The 16,234-nt window shown below is 59.2% G+C and carries 15 protein-coding genes; 6 read left to right on the forward strand and 9 right to left on the reverse strand.

The genetic code is table 11. From position 1 onward, the window contains the following. Positions 1 to 437 precede the first annotated feature (437 nt). Both FJ398_17200 and FJ398_17205 read left to right on the forward strand, forming a co-directional pair. On the forward strand, positions 438 to 1,649 hold the full coding sequence (locus tag FJ398_17200) for a mandelate racemase/muconate lactonizing enzyme family protein (GenBank protein MBM3839669.1): 1,212 nt from the start codon (positions 438 to 440) through the stop codon (positions 1,647 to 1,649). Between the two features lie 89 nt (positions 1,650 to 1,738). Further along, positions 1,739 to 1,948, forward strand: a complete 210-nt coding sequence (locus tag FJ398_17205) for a hypothetical protein (protein ID MBM3839670.1) — start codon at positions 1,739 to 1,741, stop codon at positions 1,946 to 1,948. A 158-nt stretch (positions 1,949 to 2,106) separates the two neighbouring features. Here FJ398_17205 and FJ398_17210 read toward each other — a convergent pair whose 3' ends face one another. Beyond that, positions 2,107 to 3,513: an aminotransferase class V-fold PLP-dependent enzyme gene (locus tag FJ398_17210; GenBank protein MBM3839671.1), complete on the reverse strand. Its 1,407-nt coding sequence runs from the start codon at positions 3,511 to 3,513 to the stop codon at positions 2,107 to 2,109. 445 nt (positions 3,514 to 3,958) lie between these two features. Here FJ398_17210 and FJ398_17215 point away from each other — a divergent pair, with 445 nt between their 5' ends. Then, positions 3,959 to 4,786, forward strand: a complete 828-nt coding sequence (locus FJ398_17215; GenBank protein ID MBM3839672.1) for a prepilin-type N-terminal cleavage/methylation domain-containing protein — start codon at positions 3,959 to 3,961, stop codon at positions 4,784 to 4,786. A gap of 11 nt (positions 4,787 to 4,797) precedes the next feature. Here FJ398_17215 and FJ398_17220 read toward each other — a convergent pair whose 3' ends face one another. From FJ398_17220 to rpsU, 5 genes are all read right to left on the reverse strand, one after another. Continuing rightward, positions 4,798 to 5,079, reverse strand: coding sequence for a hypothetical protein (locus FJ398_17220; GenBank protein ID MBM3839673.1), 282 nt, complete (start codon positions 5,077 to 5,079; stop codon positions 4,798 to 4,800). A 263-nt stretch (positions 5,080 to 5,342) separates the two neighbouring features. Next, on the reverse strand, positions 5,343 to 6,785 hold the full coding sequence (locus FJ398_17225) for a sigma-54-dependent Fis family transcriptional regulator (GenBank protein MBM3839674.1): 1,443 nt from the start codon (positions 6,783 to 6,785) through the stop codon (positions 5,343 to 5,345). 115 nt (positions 6,786 to 6,900) lie between these two features. After that, positions 6,901 to 8,013, reverse strand: coding sequence for a flippase-like domain-containing protein (locus FJ398_17230; protein ID MBM3839675.1), 1,113 nt, complete (start codon positions 8,011 to 8,013; stop codon positions 6,901 to 6,903). A gap of 237 nt (positions 8,014 to 8,250) precedes the next feature. Then, on the reverse strand, positions 8,251 to 9,165 hold the full coding sequence (locus FJ398_17235) for a sugar phosphate isomerase/epimerase (protein MBM3839676.1): 915 nt from the start codon (positions 9,163 to 9,165) through the stop codon (positions 8,251 to 8,253). 69 nt (positions 9,166 to 9,234) lie between these two features. After that, the gene (rpsU, locus tag FJ398_17240; protein ID MBM3839677.1) at positions 9,235 to 9,432 is read right to left on the reverse strand and encodes a 30S ribosomal protein S21; all 198 of its coding nucleotides are present in this window, start codon (positions 9,430 to 9,432) and stop codon (positions 9,235 to 9,237) included. Positions 9,433 to 9,694: 262 nt separating this feature from the next. On the opposite strand from rpsU, the gene FJ398_17245 reads away from it, so the two are divergent. Genes FJ398_17245 through FJ398_17255 form a run of 3 tightly spaced genes read left to right on the forward strand, consistent with a single transcriptional unit; the run spans position 9,695 to position 11,092 of the window. Next, a complete protein-coding gene (locus tag FJ398_17245) occupies positions 9,695 to 10,270 on the forward strand; it encodes a sigma-70 family RNA polymerase sigma factor (GenBank protein ID MBM3839678.1) in 576 nt (191 codons plus the stop codon). A gap of 40 nt (positions 10,271 to 10,310) precedes the next feature. Next, entirely contained in the window at positions 10,311 to 10,619 is a 309-nt protein-coding gene (locus tag FJ398_17250) for a hypothetical protein (GenBank protein ID MBM3839679.1), read from the forward strand. After that, positions 10,616 to 11,092: a hypothetical protein gene (locus FJ398_17255; protein MBM3839680.1), complete on the forward strand. Its 477-nt coding sequence runs from the start codon at positions 10,616 to 10,618 to the stop codon at positions 11,090 to 11,092. The genes FJ398_17250 and FJ398_17255 overlap by 4 nt, the downstream gene beginning before the upstream one ends. A gap of 267 nt (positions 11,093 to 11,359) precedes the next feature. Here FJ398_17255 and FJ398_17260 read toward each other — a convergent pair whose 3' ends face one another. The 3 genes from FJ398_17260 to FJ398_17270 form a co-directional block, all read right to left on the reverse strand. Next, the gene (locus FJ398_17260) at positions 11,360 to 12,817 is read right to left on the reverse strand and encodes a nodulation protein NfeD (GenBank protein ID MBM3839681.1); all 1,458 of its coding nucleotides are present in this window, start codon (positions 12,815 to 12,817) and stop codon (positions 11,360 to 11,362) included. Positions 12,818 to 12,915: 98 nt separating this feature from the next. Continuing rightward, positions 12,916 to 14,499: an FAD-dependent oxidoreductase gene (locus tag FJ398_17265; protein ID MBM3839682.1), complete on the reverse strand. Its 1,584-nt coding sequence runs from the start codon at positions 14,497 to 14,499 to the stop codon at positions 12,916 to 12,918. A 68-nt stretch (positions 14,500 to 14,567) separates the two neighbouring features. Continuing rightward, complete coding sequence (locus tag FJ398_17270; protein MBM3839683.1) at positions 14,568 to 15,656, reverse strand: radical SAM protein; 1,089 nt, start codon at positions 15,654 to 15,656, stop codon at positions 14,568 to 14,570. Positions 15,657 to 16,234 lie beyond the last annotated feature (578 nt).

Genomic DNA, 16,234 nt, shown 5'->3' on the forward strand with positions numbered 1-16,234 from the left:
AATTGGTTTTCACGAACTGCTTAATTATACACAGTACAGAAAAGTACAAGTGCCAAATCATCTCACCTCCCCTTTTCTTTTGAGGGGTAAATCACCTCAGAGCGACCGACAGAAAAAGTCGCACCCCATGGTCTGGCCCAAGCCCCGCTGCGTCGCGCGTATTTGTAATTATTTGTAATCTGCGCTACGGGTCACCGACAACTTGTGGATGCGCCGCGTTGCAAATCATCGACGCCGGCCGATGGCAAATCGGCGATAGGGCAGATTACAATCGGGACTGCGGCCTTTTCCCTTGCTCGGAAGTCTTCGCAGCGACTATCGTTGCCGCCTCACCAAAACTTAGTCGTCATCGTATTTATGTCTATGACCACTTAGCGAGCAACCCGCTGCATGGAGAGGAAAACAGTATGAACCGACGAACATTTCTGAAGTCCCTGATGTTGGCGCCTGCCACGGCCTCGATCTGGCCGTTCAAAACCGAGGCGGCTTTGCCCAAAGCGAAGATCACACGCGTCCGAATCTACCGCCCGCCGAACCTCAACGAACTTTTCAACCAGAGCAACATGGTCGTCACGGTTGAGACCGACATCGGCATCACCGGCATCGGCGAAGGCGGCTCCAAGGATACATTGGAACAGTGCGCCGGGACGTTGATCGGCAAGAACCCGTTCAAGATCGAAGCGATCTGGCAAGAGATGTACATCGCCTGGTTTTATCCGCCGGGCCGGGAAAAAGTTCATGCCCTGGGCGCGATGGACCTGGCGCTTTGGGACATCAAAGGCAAGGCGCTCGGCTTGCCCGCGCACGAACTGCTCGGCGGCAGCACGCGGAATTTCTGCGAGTGCTACGCCACGGGCGGCGTTCGGCCCGCCGGTGGACAGCAAGGCGCGCGACTGAGTTTGAAGGAACGGGCGCGTGCCACAATGGAGGCCGGCTACCGGGCTTTTCGGATGGGCGCCGGCGACACTCAAATTGGCGGTGTGTTCAACTCACACGAACGCGTGCGCAAAGTCGCGGCGGACGCCAAAGAGGTCCGTGAAGGGGTCGGTCCGAATGGCGATTGGTGCATCGATTTCCACCAGCGTTTCGATTTCAGCGACGCCCTGCGCGCCTGCAAATTGATCGAGGAGTTCGAGCCGTATTTCGTCGAGGACCCCGTGCGCGACGAACACGCGCACCAGGATTTGCCCAAGCTCCGGCAGATGACCACCGTGCCGCTGACGCATGGCGAAGAATGGGGACAACGCTGGGACTTCAACCGGCTGGTGGAGAATCACGACATCGATTACATCCGCGCCACGCTCCCGAACGTCGGCGGCATCACCGAGATGATGAAGATTGCGGCGATGTGCGAGACGCACGCCGTGGGGATCATTCCGCATTTCACCGGCCCGATCGCCACGGCGGCGCTGGTCAATTGCCTGTCCACGTTCTCCGGCCCAGTGATCATGGAATACAACTACGGCGGCCGGCCCATCGATTACTTGCCCGCATGCCTGGATTTCAAAGACGGCAAAGCCTACACGAACGATCGCCCCGGCCTCGGAGTCACCGCGGAGATGAAATTGCTGACGCAGATCGGTGAAGTGACGCAGCCGGGCCGGCGGAATGTGTTCGTCCGACCCGATGGGTCGTTGACGCATTGGTAGGATGGTAGGACTGGTTTCCGCTTTCTCTTGCGTGAAATGGATGACACGGTGACCGTCAGGTTGAGCGATGCGTTAAGAAAGGAACAGCTTTGCCCGAACCCACCGTAAAGAAACTTTCCGACAAGAACACAAAGCAGGAAATGCTCGAAGCCTATCAGGCGTTGGCGAAGCAGCTTGAGGCCAAACGCCAGGCCGAACTGAATCCAGAGCGGAAGACCGAGGAGAAAAAGGCCGAGGAAGCGCTGAAGGTGGCCGCAACCGTGGCCGCAGACGGAATCGACCGCGAAATTGGGGCCTGAAATCCGAGATCGGCAAGATGCTTGCGGACGTGGCGGAGAAGCTCACGGCGGAGTCGCTCCGCTTCCGCAGCTTGCAGAAAGCCCATACCACAGCCGTCGCATCTGCTTCACCTGGCTGCGGCCCAACTGGCCGGAGTGAGAAGCTGTGAAGAAATTCTTTAAGCCACGAGCGCCGCTACCAGCCGGTCGATCTCCTCACGGGTATTGTAGTGCGTCAGGCCGATGCGCAGCATGCCTCCCGTGCTCTCCACGCCGAGGCGTTCGCTCAGGTTGATCGCGTAATAGTTGCCGTCCCAAACGCAAATGCCGGCTCGCGCAAGGCGTTCGGCAGTAGCGCGCGGGTGCTCATTCTCATACCTGATGGCGATGGTTGGGGCGCGCTCTTCCGCGCGTTCCTTTTCGCGAATTCCAAAGAAACGCACGCCGTCGATGGCGAGGATTTGCTCGATCAGATAGGCGACGAGTTGCTGTTCGTAGAGCTGCGAGACGCGCATGGCGGAGTGAAGCTTCGCCGAACGGGCCGAGCGCCAGGTTTGTCCCGTCGCGGGCGCGGAGAAATCCTTCTGCTTCTCGGAACAGTCCACCGGTCCCCAATTGGTAGGGACGCGTTCCACCGCGTCCCTGATGTTACCTGTTCGATGGTCAAATGTAGTCAGGGACGGAGTGGAATCCGTCCCTACCATCTTTATGGCTGGAACGCAGGAATCCGCCAACCACTCCAAATACTCCATCACTCCGATCAATCCCGCCTGATTCTCGAAGCTCTGCGTGCCGGTCTCGAACTTGTGCGGCGGCTTGTCTTCGGCCGGGCGGACTTTGTACGCGGGCAAGCGGTCGAGCAGATCGTATTTGCCATAGAGAATGCCTTGATGAGGGCCCCAGAACTTGTAGGGCGAGCACGCGAGAAAATCGGCGTCCAGGCTCTGCACGTCGATGGGCAAGTGCGGCGCGGCTGCCACGGCATCGACAAACGCCAGCGCCCCCGCGGCGTGGGCCATCGCGACGATCTGTTTGACCGGGTTGATCGTGCCGACGGCGTTGCTCACGTACCCGACGGCGACCCATTTCGTGCGCGGGCCGAGAAACCGCTCGAAGTCGGCCATCACCAAAGTGCAATCGTCCGGGTTGATGTCCACGACGTTGACTTTGACGCCGCGTTCGTGCGCCAGGAGCCACCAGGGAGAAAAGTTCGCGTCATGGTCCAGCCGCGTCAGGATGATTTCGTCGCCTGCCTTGAGCCATTGGCCGAGGCTGCGGCTGAGCGCGAACGTGAGGCTGGTCATGTTCTGGCCAAAGACAATTTCGTCGGCGCTGCGCGCGTTCAAGAAATCGGCGGCGGCTTCGTGCGCCTCGGCAATGAGGGCGTCGCTTTCGACAGCGGTGGCGAATGCGCCGTGCGTGTTGGCGTTGCAGCGCGTGAGGTAATCGACGATGCGGTCGAGGCAGCGACGCGTGACTTGAGTGCCGCCTGGCGCATCGAAATAGACGAGGGGCTGGCCGGCATGTTCGCGTTTCAGCGCGGGAAATTCGTTTCGGACGGCGTCGAGGTTGGTCAGCGTGGTCATTTGCACCGGCGCAAGTCTCTCATTCACGGCGTTTCAAAAAAGCAAATTCCGGCGAGGCAATTGAACACGACTCGACTTTGCCAGTGATGTGTCTCACCAGGATTTTTTGACCGCGGATTTCGCGGATGAGCGCGGATGATCTGCGTGGGTGAACTGGTTTCCATATCCGCGCAATCCGCGTGATCCGGCGGTTTGTTGAGTTGCAACTGAAGGGCGGCTTCCTGGTTGAAACAGCCGTTGGCTAGGCGCAACCGAGAAGCCCCCGCTTGACCGGCCTGCGGCATTCTGGCACTTTGCCAACACGGAAATGAGCGCTTTGACCTTTAAGGAACTGCTAGCCAAAACCCAAAGCGATCCTCAATCCACTTCAATCAATCTCTCCGGTCGCGTTCAGTTTTCTCGGTTGGTCGCGAATCGCTCCGGGGAACAACCGATCTCGAAACCCATGAAGACGCTTCTCTTCTCTCACCGCCGGCGTTCCGGCTTCACGCTGATCGAACTGCTCGTCGTCATCGCCATTATTGCCATTCTGGCCAGCATGCTCCTGCCGGCGCTGGCGAAAGCGAAATCCAAGGCCCATCAGATCAAGTGCATCAACAACACCAAAACCCTGACCCTGGCGACGTTCATGTATCTGAACGACTTTGCCAAGCCCGTCCCGTACAACGGGCAGGCCACGGCTTACATGGACAACGCGCTGTGGGTCACGGTCCTGGCGACCAATTACGGCGGCATCAACCAGTCTCGCATCTGTCCGTCAGCGCCGCCCGCCGCCAGCAAATCCAAACGCCGTCATGCCAGCAGCGGCTCGCTGAATCAAACGTGGCTTTGGACGGGATCGAAGGGGATCGATTACGAAGGCAGCTACGCCTTCAATGGATGGTTTTACGGCGATGACGATCCCTTTTTCAGCTCGCCCGATCAAAAGGTGAAGAAATACCGAAACGAAGCCGATTGCCCCAGGCCGTCCACCGCGCCGGTCATCCCGGACAGCAATTGGATCGATACCTGGCCCCAACCCAACGACCCGCCGGCCCGCGATCTTTTCACCGGTGACGATTTCGCCGGCGCGATGGTCCGCGTCACGCTGCCGCGTCACGGGGCAAACAACACCTGGCGTCGGGGGCAGATATTCAATCCGAAGAACGATCTGCCCGGGGCCATCAACATTGGGTTCGTCGATGGCCACTCCGAGTTGGTGAAGCTGGAGAAGCTCTGGAGCATCGACTGGCACAAGAACTGGGTCCCGCCCGCCAAACGCCCTGGGAAGTAACGCTCTTATTATTAGTTGCGGTCGGCCAATTCCAGCATGAAGGATTTGGATCGCTGAACACTGGCAACGGAGTCTTCGAGGGTCCGCAGGTGTGCCTGGGCCTGGGTGCGGTTTTCTTCTGCTCTCTCCGCGAATCTGTCCAGTTCCGCGATGGTCTTGGATTGGGAAGCGGAAGCCACCAGATCGAAGGCGATGGTTGCGGCGCCCGACGGCGTTGAAGGAACGGAGATCGGCGGACTGGGCGGAGTCGAAGTCCGGTGAAGCTGACACGCGCCGGGCCCGCTGAAGTTCATTGCGCAAGACCTGGACAAACGCTCCGGCTCCCGTTCCTTCGCCACTAACCGCAGCCAGCGCTGCGACGTCAAAACTGTTTTCCATTGTTCGCTGTGAGAGCGACCCGCGGGAAACTCACTGCTAATAATAAGCTCCGCTTCGCACCGCGGCCGCATGTTGTGCAAGACACGATGGGAGAATTCGCAACCGGCGAGAATCCGGGGAGAATGCGAAAGAGAGCCCCAGGGAATCCCCGGTGCGGATCGAGGTCGGGTAGAGACCGCTACCGAATCGAAAGCTCCTGCTTGATGCCGAACTTGTCGATCCGTTTCCGAAGGGTGGCGCGAGTGATGCCCAGGAGCCTGGCGGCTTGCACCTGGTTGCCTTTGGTTTCAGCCAGGGCATTGATAATCAGCTCGCGTTCCACGGCGGGGATGATCTTCAACTTGGGATCCTGCCGCGCCCATTGAAACAAAGCCTGCGCGAGCGAAGCGACGTTCTCCGGTTCGCTTGCCGCCGGGACCGCGGCGCTCGACGGCGCGGGTGCGACCGCCGCCGCGGATACGACTTCCACCGGCAAGTCATCCAGCAGGATCACTTCGCCCTTGGCCACAACGAGCGCGCGGCGGATGACGTTTTCCAGTTCTCGAACGTTGCCCGGCCAATGAAATCTCTCCAACGCCGCGACGGCTTCCGGCGCGATGGATTTCGGCGACTGATTTTGGCTCTGGGCGATTCTTTTCAGGAAGTAATTGACGAGAAGCGGAATGTCCTCGCGCCGCTCGCGCAACGGCGGGAGATGAATGCGCACGACATTCAATCGGTAAAAAAGATCCTCGCGAAACTCCCGCGCTGCGACCGCTTGCTCCACGGCCTTGTTCGTGGCGGCAATGACGCGGACATCGACCTGAACCGCTTGATTGCCTCCCACGCGCTCGAACGTGCCCGCCTGGAGCACGCGCAAGATTTTGGTCTGCGTCTGCAGCGTCATGTCGCCGATTTCGTCGAGGAAGATTGTGCCGCCGTGGCATTGCTCAAACTTGCCGATGCGCTGGGCGACCGCGCCGGTGAACGCGCCTTTCTCGTGGCCGAACAATTCGCTTTCCAGGAGATTCTCCGGGATGGCGGCGCAATTGATGGCGACAAAAGGTTGTTCGTGGCGGCGGCTGTGATGATAGATGGCGCGCGCGACCAACTCTTTGCCCGTGCCGCTTTCGCCGGTGATCAACGCCGTGGCGTCGGAATTGGCGAGCTGGCCGATCAACTTGAAAACATTCTGCATGCTCTGGCTGCGTCCAATGATGCCCAGGGCGTAATCCTCGGATTGCAGCAGCGGTTGATAAGAAACCACCTGGCGCATGACGCGCGCGGCGTTCAGCGCCGCGGCAATGATCTGCTTGAGTTTGGGCACGTCGAACGGTTTGAGCAGATAATCGTAAGCGCCCAGCTTCATGGCCTCGATGGCGGTCTGGGTGGTGCCGTAGGCGGTCATGATGATGACGGGCAATTTGGCATCGAGCTGGCGGAGGCGGCGCAACGTCTCAAGGCCGCTGATTCCGCCCATGCGCACGTCCATGATGACGAGGTCGGGCTTGAGTTTGGGGATGATCTTGAGGCCCTCCTCGCCGCTGGACGCGGTAGTGATCTGGACTTCGGGCGAGTCGAAGATTCGGCGGAACGAATATTGAACGTCCGTTTCGTCGTCGATGAGCAGCAACTTATCCATGGATGGGCTTCAGCGGTTTGGCCGGTCTCAAGCGAACATCGAACCTCCAAGGTCCTTCGAAGTTCGAAGTTCAAGGTTCAAAGTTCCAGGTTCAAGGTTCAAAGCTTCTGCGTTCTCAAGGCGAAAGGTGCGTTTGGCCTGCGGTTTCGGCAACCTCACCCAGCCGGTCGCGATCTTTGCGCACAACATACACAATCCCGCCCAGAGTACTCCAGAGAAGACTGCCTGCGTAGGCCAGCAACGAGAGGGCGAGCGCAGCCGTCGCTTCCACGTTGACTTCGGGCACGCCCAAAGCCAGCACGTAAAGGTTTTCGCGCACGCCCAGGCCGCTGGGCGAGATCGGCATCGCAGAGATGCACACAATCGCCGGGACGACGACGAAAAGCGCCCGGGCCGGAATCGAGAGACCAAGGCCCCAGGCCAAAGCCATCACTTGCAGCACGCAAAACACGTTCAGCGCCATGGAGAGAAGGAGCACCTCGGCGAGGAGAACCGGGTTCTTGCCCAGCAGGCGCGCCGCATCCAGACCGCGCTCGAACAGCTCGCCTTTGGGCCAGTGACGCAACCAAGGCCGCGCTTTTGGCCACCATCGGGAAACGCCGCCCCAAAGCGAGAGGCCCACGGCGGTGGCGCAGCCCAGCATCATCAGGCCAATGAAGAAAGCCAGAGCCCGAAGGGAGGCGTTCCCGCGCACGAGCGGGAGGTTCGCCACGATCATCAGGCAGGCGAAGAGCAGCATCGCAAACAACCCGACCAGCCGGTCGATGAAGACCGTCGTCACGGCTTCGGCTTTCTTATGGTGGGTTTCCCGCGCGGCGTAATAAGCCTTGAGCAGGTCGCCGCCGGTTGAGCCGAGCAGGAAAGAGTTGAAAAAATGGGCCACCAACGAGATTTCCGCGGCCCGTCCAAACGACAGATTCAAGCCCTGGAGTCGAAGCACCATGCGCCAGCGGATGACCCCCAGCAAAATCGTCATCCCCATGCAGACCAGCGAAAGGACCAGGCCTGGGACACCGACAAGACTCAGGGTGCTCCAGAGTTTGCCGGGGCCGTGTGACCAGGCCACAGACCATTGTTTCCCGCGCGAGAGCTGCTCCCAAGTCTGGCCCGCGTCCTTCCAGATTTGCCGGCCCTCCACCATGAAGATGCTGTGGAAAATCCAGGCCAACAGAATTCCTCCAACGGCCAGGCGCCAGAAGATCCCGAATGTCTTGCCCCCCGCATTCATCCTGGGAAATCCCGGTGGGCCGGGGAGGAAAGCGAACCAGGGACGCCGCAAGGAAAATCCGAAATCCGAAATCCGAAGCTCGAAACAATCTCAAAGATTCCAGTTCGGCAATCCGGGAAACACATGTTGGGCAAGTTTGGCACCGCGGCCTTGGGAATTCGGGTCTGTTTCTGATTTCGAGATTTCGGAATTCGGATTTTTGAACTACAGCTCTTCCCAATCAACCGAGGCCTCGCTTCACTCTGCGCCCCAAATCGATTTCACGTGTTCCACGCCTGCGCGGAGGTCTTCCGCCGGCACGCCGGGGCCAAATTCAAAGATCTTGAGGTGATCGCTGCGCACGTACGGCTTGAGCGCGGCGAAGTCGATGGTTCCCGCGCCAGGCGGAACATGATCCTGGGCCGGAAATACCACGTCATGGATGTGAAATCCCTCAAGATGCTCCGCCATCGATCCCAGGTGCATCGCGTGATGGATGAAGCCGAGGTTTTCCTTGATCTGAGCGTGGCCTGTGTCGTGCCAGTAACGAACAGCCGGGCTGGTGATGTCTTTGAAGAGGAAAACGAAATCACTGTCCAAGGGGATTTCCTCCAACGCCTCGCGATTCTCGATGCCGAGTTTCAAGCCGCGCGCTTCGGCTTCGGGGATGAGGCGCCTCAACATCGCGTAGGATTGTTCGATGTACTTTTCCTTCTTCTGTTCGCGTTTGGCTTCGACCTCTTCGCACAAACGCTGGTACTTCGGGCTTTCCTTGCCCCCGCTTTCGATGATCTCAATCAGCTTATCCGTGTATTCCTTCATTTCGATGCTGCCCAGGTGAAGGACGACGAGCCGGGCCTTGAGCCGCGCCGCCGTTTCGAGGGTCTTCATCGAATGGCGAAAGGCGTTTTCGCGCTCGCGCGCGTCCAGGGAGCTGAACCGAAAAAGGTTCGGCGCTGCGTGGTTCACGCCGATGGGCAGCGGACAAAAGTTGTGCAGCGTGGAAATCTTGATTTCTCCGGCATCAACCGCCTCAATGACCCCCGGCAACAGGCTGATGCGAATGCCATGGCTGAGTTCGGCGTAATCGAAGCCCAAATCCCGGATCTCGCGCAGCATGGCGCGGCCGTCCGTGTGGCGGTGGGAATTCCAGCAGGTAGAAAGAGAATACATAAACAAAACAAAAAGAGCCGAGCGCCTGGGCTTAAGAGACGGCACTCGGCCCTGCAAATCCGGCTTCCGTTAAAGATCCGCGTAACGCGCGCTGAGCATCGCCGAGAACCGGGCCGTCTTCATTTTGCGGCGGCGTTTCTCGCTCGGTTTCTCGAAGTGGCGATGATTGCGCGCTTCCTTCAAGGTGCCTTCCCGATCGATTCGTTTCTTCAATCGGCGCAAGGCTTTCTCTACCGATTCGCCTTTCTTGAGCTTAATTTCTGTCAAAGCATGATCACTTCCTCTCCAGGATACAGGGCCTGCGGGTTGTTTCAAACCAAGGGCAGTGCCCGGACAGGGGCGGAGAGTAGTTTTGGCCGCCGGGAGTGTCAACCTGCAAAAAGGAGTGGAGGGGGGGAGTGATGGAGTGTTTGGAGTATTGGAGTAAAGGACTCCAGCACTCCACTACTCCATTACTCCACCACTCCGTTCCATCGCCGCTCGGCTTTTCGCTTTTTTCGGCCCGGCCCCTGTGCCAGATTCCGCGCCGATGGACATCAACGACGCGGAACTGATCGCAGCGGTACGGCGAGGGGACGTTGCGAGTTTCGAGCCGTTGGTCAAAAAGTATCAACCCCGCATCTTCGCGACGGCGCGCCGGTATGCGCGGCGGGAAAGCGAAGTGGAGGACATTGTCCAGGAAGTTTTCATCAAGGCGTATCAGAAACTTGCCAGTTATCGGGGGGAAGCACCTTTCGAGCATTGGCTTATGCGGTTGGCGGTCCGGACCTGTTACGATTTTCTCCGCGCCCATCAACGGAACCGGGAAATGACCTTTTCTGACGTGACGACTGAGGAAACGAACTGGCTGGAGCAGTTCGTGGCCGACCCTTCGTCCAAAAATGAATCCGCGGCCGCGGCGCGGGAAATCGTCGCGAAGGTGCTGGCCAAGTTGACGCCGCCGGCCCGCTTGATACTGACCTTGCTGGAGATTGAGGAAAGATCGGTCAAGGAGATTTCCAGGCTGACCGGGTGGTCCGTGCCCTTGGTCAAGGTCCGCGCGTTTCGCGCTCGAGCGGAAATGCGCAAGGTACTGGAAAAGATGATTCGAAAAGGGTATGTGTAACCGCTACTGTTTCATGGCCGTCTGAGTCCGTTGACCCAATATGAACACGTTGGAGTTGCAGAAAAAGCTATTCGCCGCCGCCCGAGCTACACCGCCACGCGACGATGTTCCGTATGCGTTCGAGAAGCGAATCATAGCCCGGATCGCGAAAGAAGCCTTCGTGGATGTTTGGGCTCTCTGGGGTCGTCTTCTCTGGAGAGCGGCCGCGCCCTGCGTCGCGTTGACGCTGGCGCTCACGGTGTGGGCGACGGTCTCGTCGCATTCTGCCAAGGGCAGCAGCGATAACTTGGCCGTCGCCTTGGAGAACCAGGTCATGGCCCCGCTCGCCAGCCTCGAAGAATCCTGGTGAAAGCTTGGAAAGTCATTCTCGCCGCGGCAGTCATTTTCTGCTCCGGTGTCGTCACGGGCTTTCAAGTCGCGAGTCTCAGGACCGAACCGCTCCCTCCGCAAAGCCGAGGCCCACAGTTTTCTTCGGGTCCCAGGCAGCGTGGCGACTACGTGGACCGCTTGCAGCGCGAACTCGAACTGACGCCCCCCCAGAGAACCAAGATCGAACAAATCTGGCGCGAGAGCGGCGAACGCACCAAGAAAATCTGGGACACCGCTCACGAAGAGCACCGCAAACTCCGAACAAGTATTCGCGCGGAACTGACGCCTGACCAGCAGAAGAAGTTCGATGAAGGCAACAGATCGCGTGATGCTCGCAAGCCGCCCGGTCCATCCAGTCGTGATCCGCGCCGTTCCAGGGAATCTCTGGAAAAAGGAACCGCGCCTGGCGAAGGCACCGAGACTGCCCCCGCTGCCGGTTCTCCCAAGCCCTGATCGGCCTACTCCGAATGGACCGGCGATGAACACGGGTCCATGACCGTAGAACAACGAAGCGTCCCATCAACCGTCTCCTCGGACCGTGGCCTTCAGGCCGCTTCAACGCCAAACTCCAGAGCGGGGCCGGAAGCGGCCTAAAGGCTGCGGTCCGCGCAGTTTGGTTCATGGGCGGTGAGCATGTTTCCTGGGACCATAGAAACATAGAAACTTCCCATGAACTGTGTCCTCGGACCACGGCCTTCAGAGTGGGCCGTTTCTCCACGCTCAACTTCGGAGCGGGCCGCACCCGGCCAATTCCACGATCGCTTCCTTGCCGCTGTAGCCGATGATTTTGACGCGGCTGTTCTTCGGGATCATTTCGCCTTGCGAAATCACATCAAGAATTTCCTCGCCGAATTGGGCCTTCCCGCCCGGACGCAGAACAGAGACTGCGATACCGATTTCCCCCAGGCGTTCGGCCTGCTGTTGTTCCTGCACGAGCAACGTGGCTTCGCCGCTCGCCGAACGCGAGACCAGCCTGCCATAGACGGATGTCTTCGGCAGAACCCGCCCTAACGTCCAAATCGCCAGCGCGGAACCCAGAAGCGCGATGGAGAGATTGACCACAATTTCAAACAGAGGCACACGGACGCGCATCGCCATCGGCGAGGGAATTCCCGGCACGACCGGATAAACGTCCACCATCGCCATCACAATCGAGATGAAAATCAACGCCGCGCCGGCCAGTCCGAGCGCCATCGTGCCCGGGAAGACCAGCACTTCCAGGATGAACAGCACGAGGCCGATCATAAACACGGCGACCCATTCGATCCCAGACAAACCCGCGATGTATCCCCCCAGGAAGTAAACCGCGAAGGCGCAAAGCCCGATGATCCCCGGCAATCCGAAGCCGGGAGTCTTGAACTCGATGTAGAGTCCAATCACCCCGATGATCAGCAGCAGCGGGCTGATCGTGTTGATCCACGATCCCAGTTTTTCAACGCCGGTCGGTTCGATGTACACGCGTTGCGCATCCGCGAACCCCAACCTTTCCGTGAGCTCTTCCACCGACTCAACGGTTCCGGAGGAAAGCAATGGTTTGGGTGGATCTCCGTATTCCTCTTCCGCCTGGACATTCGTCAAAGTCAGAATCTGGCCCTTTTCGTTGAGAACTTTTCCGTCGATCTTGAGCTCCTTGGTCTTGTTGATCATGGCTTCGACGACCTCGACGTTGTAACCGTTTTTTTCGGCGCGGGTCCGGACCAGCGCGCTGATCCCGGAAGTCATCTTCGCTTCCATGGTTTGCGGCATTTCCGTCGGGCCGCCACCGGGAACCATCAAGATCGGCGCGGCGGCGCCAATCACACTTTGAGGCGCCATGAAAATCTTCTGCGTGGCAAACGCGATAAACGAGCCGGCGGAAAACGCCTTGCGGTTCACGTAAGTCACCGTTTGCCCCGTGAACCGATCCAGAATATCGAGGATTTCTTCGGTAGTATCCACGCGACCGCCATTCGTCTCCATGTCGAGCACCAGCACATCCGCCTTGGCTTCCATCGCTTCCTTGACCCCGCGCCGGACCAGATAAACCAGCGACGGCGAGACCTCTTCGCGAATGGGCAAAATGTAAACCTTGCGCGCTCTGGGCTGCTCCTGCGCCGCCGCAGGGTCCCAAACCGATGCTGCCAAAACCAACATCAGGATAATCGCCAGTCCGATCCTCATGATCCAAGCGTATCGCATCGACCCCGGCCCCGCAAGGGCGGGACAAGGACTGGAGTATTGGAGTGGGGGATTGGGGGAGGCTGCATGACGCAATACTCCATGACTCCTCCACCCCGTTACTCGGCCTCACCTTCCGGGATCACAAAGCCATTTCTGCGCAGCAAACCTTTTATCTCCGCGACGTCCACGCCAAATTTGGGAGCCGCGGCGAGCAAATCCTCAGCCTTCATCGGATACCAGTTGCGGCGCGCGCGATCGCAAAGGCCCGCGGAATCGAGCGGCGCGATTGCGTCAAACACGTTTCTTTGAAACTCGTCCTTTTCCTCCTGAGTGAAGCAGCCTTTCCGGGACGCCCGCGTGGCCCAATCACAACATTGCGCCAGCCGGGAGCCAAATCGGCCTGCCTTGTGGAGAAGGAACGATTCGGCCAGGTCCGGCCGGCCTAATCGTCGCGCTGTTTCCGCGTAACTGACCGCCCCGAAATAGAGCAGGGAGAGAAGGGAGAATACGCCGAAATCTTTCATGCTCGCGTAGAGTGCCGCCACGAGCCGTTCCGCCGCGAGCAATTCCGCGAACGTCTCAGCGGCGTAGGCGTTCAGTCCTTGCGCGAACCGGCCTGATTCCCAGTCTTGTTCGATAATTCGCGCCAGACGTGAAATCCCCAGCAGCGTGAGCGCGAAGCCGGTGGAAAGGAGCGGGTCGATAAATCCCGCCGCTGATGGCAGCAACGCCCATCGCGGCCCTGCCGCCGCGCCGCTGCGAAACGAAAGCCGCCGCGCATACACGAAGTCGAACGCCGGTTTCGCCTCCCGGAATTGTTCTCGCACCGAAGGAAGGCGATCCAGAAATCTCTCCCAGGCAGCCGCGCCTTCTTCCAATCGCAGACTTCGCGCGACCGATTCTGTCGCGGCCACGCCCGCGCTCGTAATCCCATTGTTGAAGCGCAACACCCAAATCCAGCCGCCCTCAAAGACATGGTGCAACGCCGCATCATCGACCGGGTAAGGTGGAACGCCAGCGGGTGGATGAATGGCGTCCCAGCGCTGCACATTCGTGAAATGAGAATAGAGTCCTTCCGTGCGCGGCAAATGATCGAAGGCCAGCTCCGGCAGATTCAAAGCGCGGTGGACAAAGCCGCGCGGGCCCGTGGCGTCGATCAGAAATTTCGCGCGCACGGAGAATTCCTTTCCGTGGCGGGCGCCCGCAACGGTGACCCCTTGAGCGTTCAACTCCAGTTTGTGCGGAGCGATTTCATCCACGTAATCCACTCCGACCTCTTGCGCCTGGCGGACCAGGAAATGATCGAAATCCGCTCGATACCAATGCGTGTCGGCGATCTCATCGCGCGGGCTGGCGGCGACGAGCAACTGGCGCCGGCGGGTTGAATCGTCCGAGAAAGGTCTGTCCCAGCCATGATGATAGAACGTGAATCCGCGCTTCAATCCGCACGCAATCTCTGGATGCGCTTTCTGCCAGGCGCCCCATTTGGACAAAGAGGCCAGCGCAGGCAAATCGTAGCGGCCGCCTAGTTCTTCCAGCAAAAGGTTCGCGAGCGGCGTCGAAGATTCGCCCATCGCGAAGCGGGGATGCTTGCAGCGTTCGAGCAGGATGACCGACCGTCCCAGCCGCCGGCCGATCATCGCGATCAACGAACCGCCAAAACCTGAGCCGGCCACCGCAATGTCAAAATCCTGTTTCATCTAGACCGGCCTAGACCGGCCAAAGTTCATTTTCCGGACCGATTTAACGATTTAACCTTTGTAACTATTTAACGGCATCGGCTGTGACATCGCGCACAAACGACTGCTGGCAAGATCTCTTGTTTGAGATTCATCTGCCGCAATCGCTCAGCGCGTGCCGGGAAGCATTCGGGACAATCCGAGAATCGTTCCAGATTCCACAAGTCCGCAAAGACGCGCCCCTTCTTCAGCTTGATGCCGTAAGCCAACGCGGCTTCCAGCGTGGACAATTTCGGCGGCGCGAATTGTCCTTGCCCCGCCAGTGCTTCCAGCGCCCCGTTGCCAGGGCGCGTGGGAATCAACGAAGCGACGGACGCGCCGTTTTGAAACGCGAAATCCAGCGAGCGTTCGGTCCAGTAAAGTCCCTCGGCCTCGTCCAGGAACGGCGGCTTGACCAGAATGAAGACGCGCAGGGCAATTCCGTTCTTTCGTGGAAATTCGGCGGCGCGGGAAAACAGTTCGAGAGTCATCCTCTTGTTCAGTTTTTCCAGGGTGTCCGGATTCGCGGTTTCCAGTCCCATCGCCACTTCGAGTTGGCTGGCATCGGCGATCAAATCCCGGAACCTCAAACAGCGCTCGTTAACCAAAGCCGGATGACATTCCACGATCACGCGCTCGAACGGGCGGACGCGTTCCGCAATGGCCGGGTAATCTTCGACCGGGATCGCCTGCGGATCGAAGAAGCTCCCGCTGTTGTAGAGCTTGATCTGGCGCAACGTAGGACAGGCTTCCAGCCTGTCCAGAACTGATCCAGCCGCGGAATCAATCGTGACCCCCTGTTGCATGGTCTCCGAAGACGTTCGTCTTTGGGTAGGCAGAATGCCTGCCCTACGTTTCCGAATCGTCTCCAGCGCATGATCGATTTGCGCGGGGATTGCACCGGCGGGCACGGTTTCGGTGAGCGTGTACTTCCAGAGATCGCACATCAGGCATTTCCACGGGCACTCGCGGTTGGTCAGAAAGATCGTCGCGACGCCCACGACTTCGCCGGTCTCGGCGCGCTCTTCCTCCACGAGAAACGCGTAAGGCTGCGACGGATCAACGGCATGGCGTTGAGAGCGGCGTGCCACGATCCAACGCTCTCGCGCCGTGTTCTCGCTTGGATAGGAAGCCTTCATCAAACGGTCGTTTGCGACGGCTTTGGTGTAGGGCGGCAACCGGGGTTCTGTCGAGCGGTAACGGGTATTTCTTCAAAATGTTTGCAGGAGTTCGCCGTGGCGAGCGTGTTACGGAATGAAGACGACTCACACACCATCTTAGAGCGTGTCCGAAAATTCCGCGGGGTCCTGTTTTCGCGCCAAAGGCCGGATGGCGAGGCGCAACGAAGGAGAATATCCTCCCTGGATCTTCGACTGAGGAGCAACGAAGCCAGGCGGCCTTTGGCGCGAAAACCCTCCGGGCGGCGGGTCTTTTGTCCGTGGCCTGCGTTGGCTCGGTCCTTACAGCCCGCGTTGGGGATGCTCGGACCTCGCCGCCTTGGCCACAGCCAAAATCCCTCGCCGCAGGACCCCGCGCAATTTTCGGACAGGCTCTTATGCAAACAAAACTCATCGCCCTACTCGCTATCCTCGGGACGCGTCTTTTCAGTTTCATAAGTCCAGCACGTTGGGGTGTTTGGCGTGAATGAGCGCGTGGAGTCGTTCGCGACCGCCGCGAGCTGAATTGAAGCGGCTCTGAAAATCCCCCGTGTTGCATT

The sequence above is a fragment of the Verrucomicrobiota bacterium genome, from assembly GCA_016871535.1.
Classification (GTDB): Bacteria; Verrucomicrobiota; Verrucomicrobiia; order Limisphaerales; family SIBE01; genus VHCZ01.

Coding starts and splice junctions, on each gene's coding strand:
- FJ398_17200 (MBM3839669.1), top strand. CDS start 438: ATGTTGGCGCCTGCCACGGCCTCGATCTGGCCGTTCAAAACCGAGGCG.
- FJ398_17210 (MBM3839671.1), bottom strand. CDS start 3,513: ATGACCACGCTGACCAACCTCGACGCCGTCCGAAACGAATTTCCCGCG.
- FJ398_17215 (MBM3839672.1), top strand. CDS start 3,959: ATGAAGACGCTTCTCTTCTCTCACCGCCGGCGTTCCGGCTTCACGCTG.
- FJ398_17220 (MBM3839673.1), bottom strand. CDS start 5,079: ATGAACTTCAGCGGGCCCGGCGCGTGTCAGCTTCACCGGACTTCGACT.
- FJ398_17225 (MBM3839674.1), bottom strand. CDS start 6,785: ATGGATAAGTTGCTGCTCATCGACGACGAAACGGACGTTCAATATTCG.
- FJ398_17230 (MBM3839675.1), bottom strand. CDS start 8,013: ATGAATGCGGGGGGCAAGACATTCGGGATCTTCTGGCGCCTGGCCGTT.
- FJ398_17235 (MBM3839676.1), bottom strand. CDS start 9,165: ATGTATTCTCTTTCTACCTGCTGGAATTCCCACCGCCACACGGACGGC.
- FJ398_17245 (MBM3839678.1), top strand. CDS start 9,695: ATGGACATCAACGACGCGGAACTGATCGCAGCGGTACGGCGAGGGGAC.
- FJ398_17250 (MBM3839679.1), top strand. CDS start 10,311: ATGAACACGTTGGAGTTGCAGAAAAAGCTATTCGCCGCCGCCCGAGCT.
- FJ398_17260 (MBM3839681.1), bottom strand. CDS start 12,817: ATGCGATACGCTTGGATCATGAGGATCGGACTGGCGATTATCCTGATG.
- FJ398_17265 (MBM3839682.1), bottom strand. CDS start 14,499: ATGAAACAGGATTTTGACATTGCGGTGGCCGGCTCAGGTTTTGGCGGT.
- FJ398_17270 (MBM3839683.1), bottom strand. CDS start 15,656: ATGAAGGCTTCCTATCCAAGCGAGAACACGGCGCGAGAGCGTTGGATC.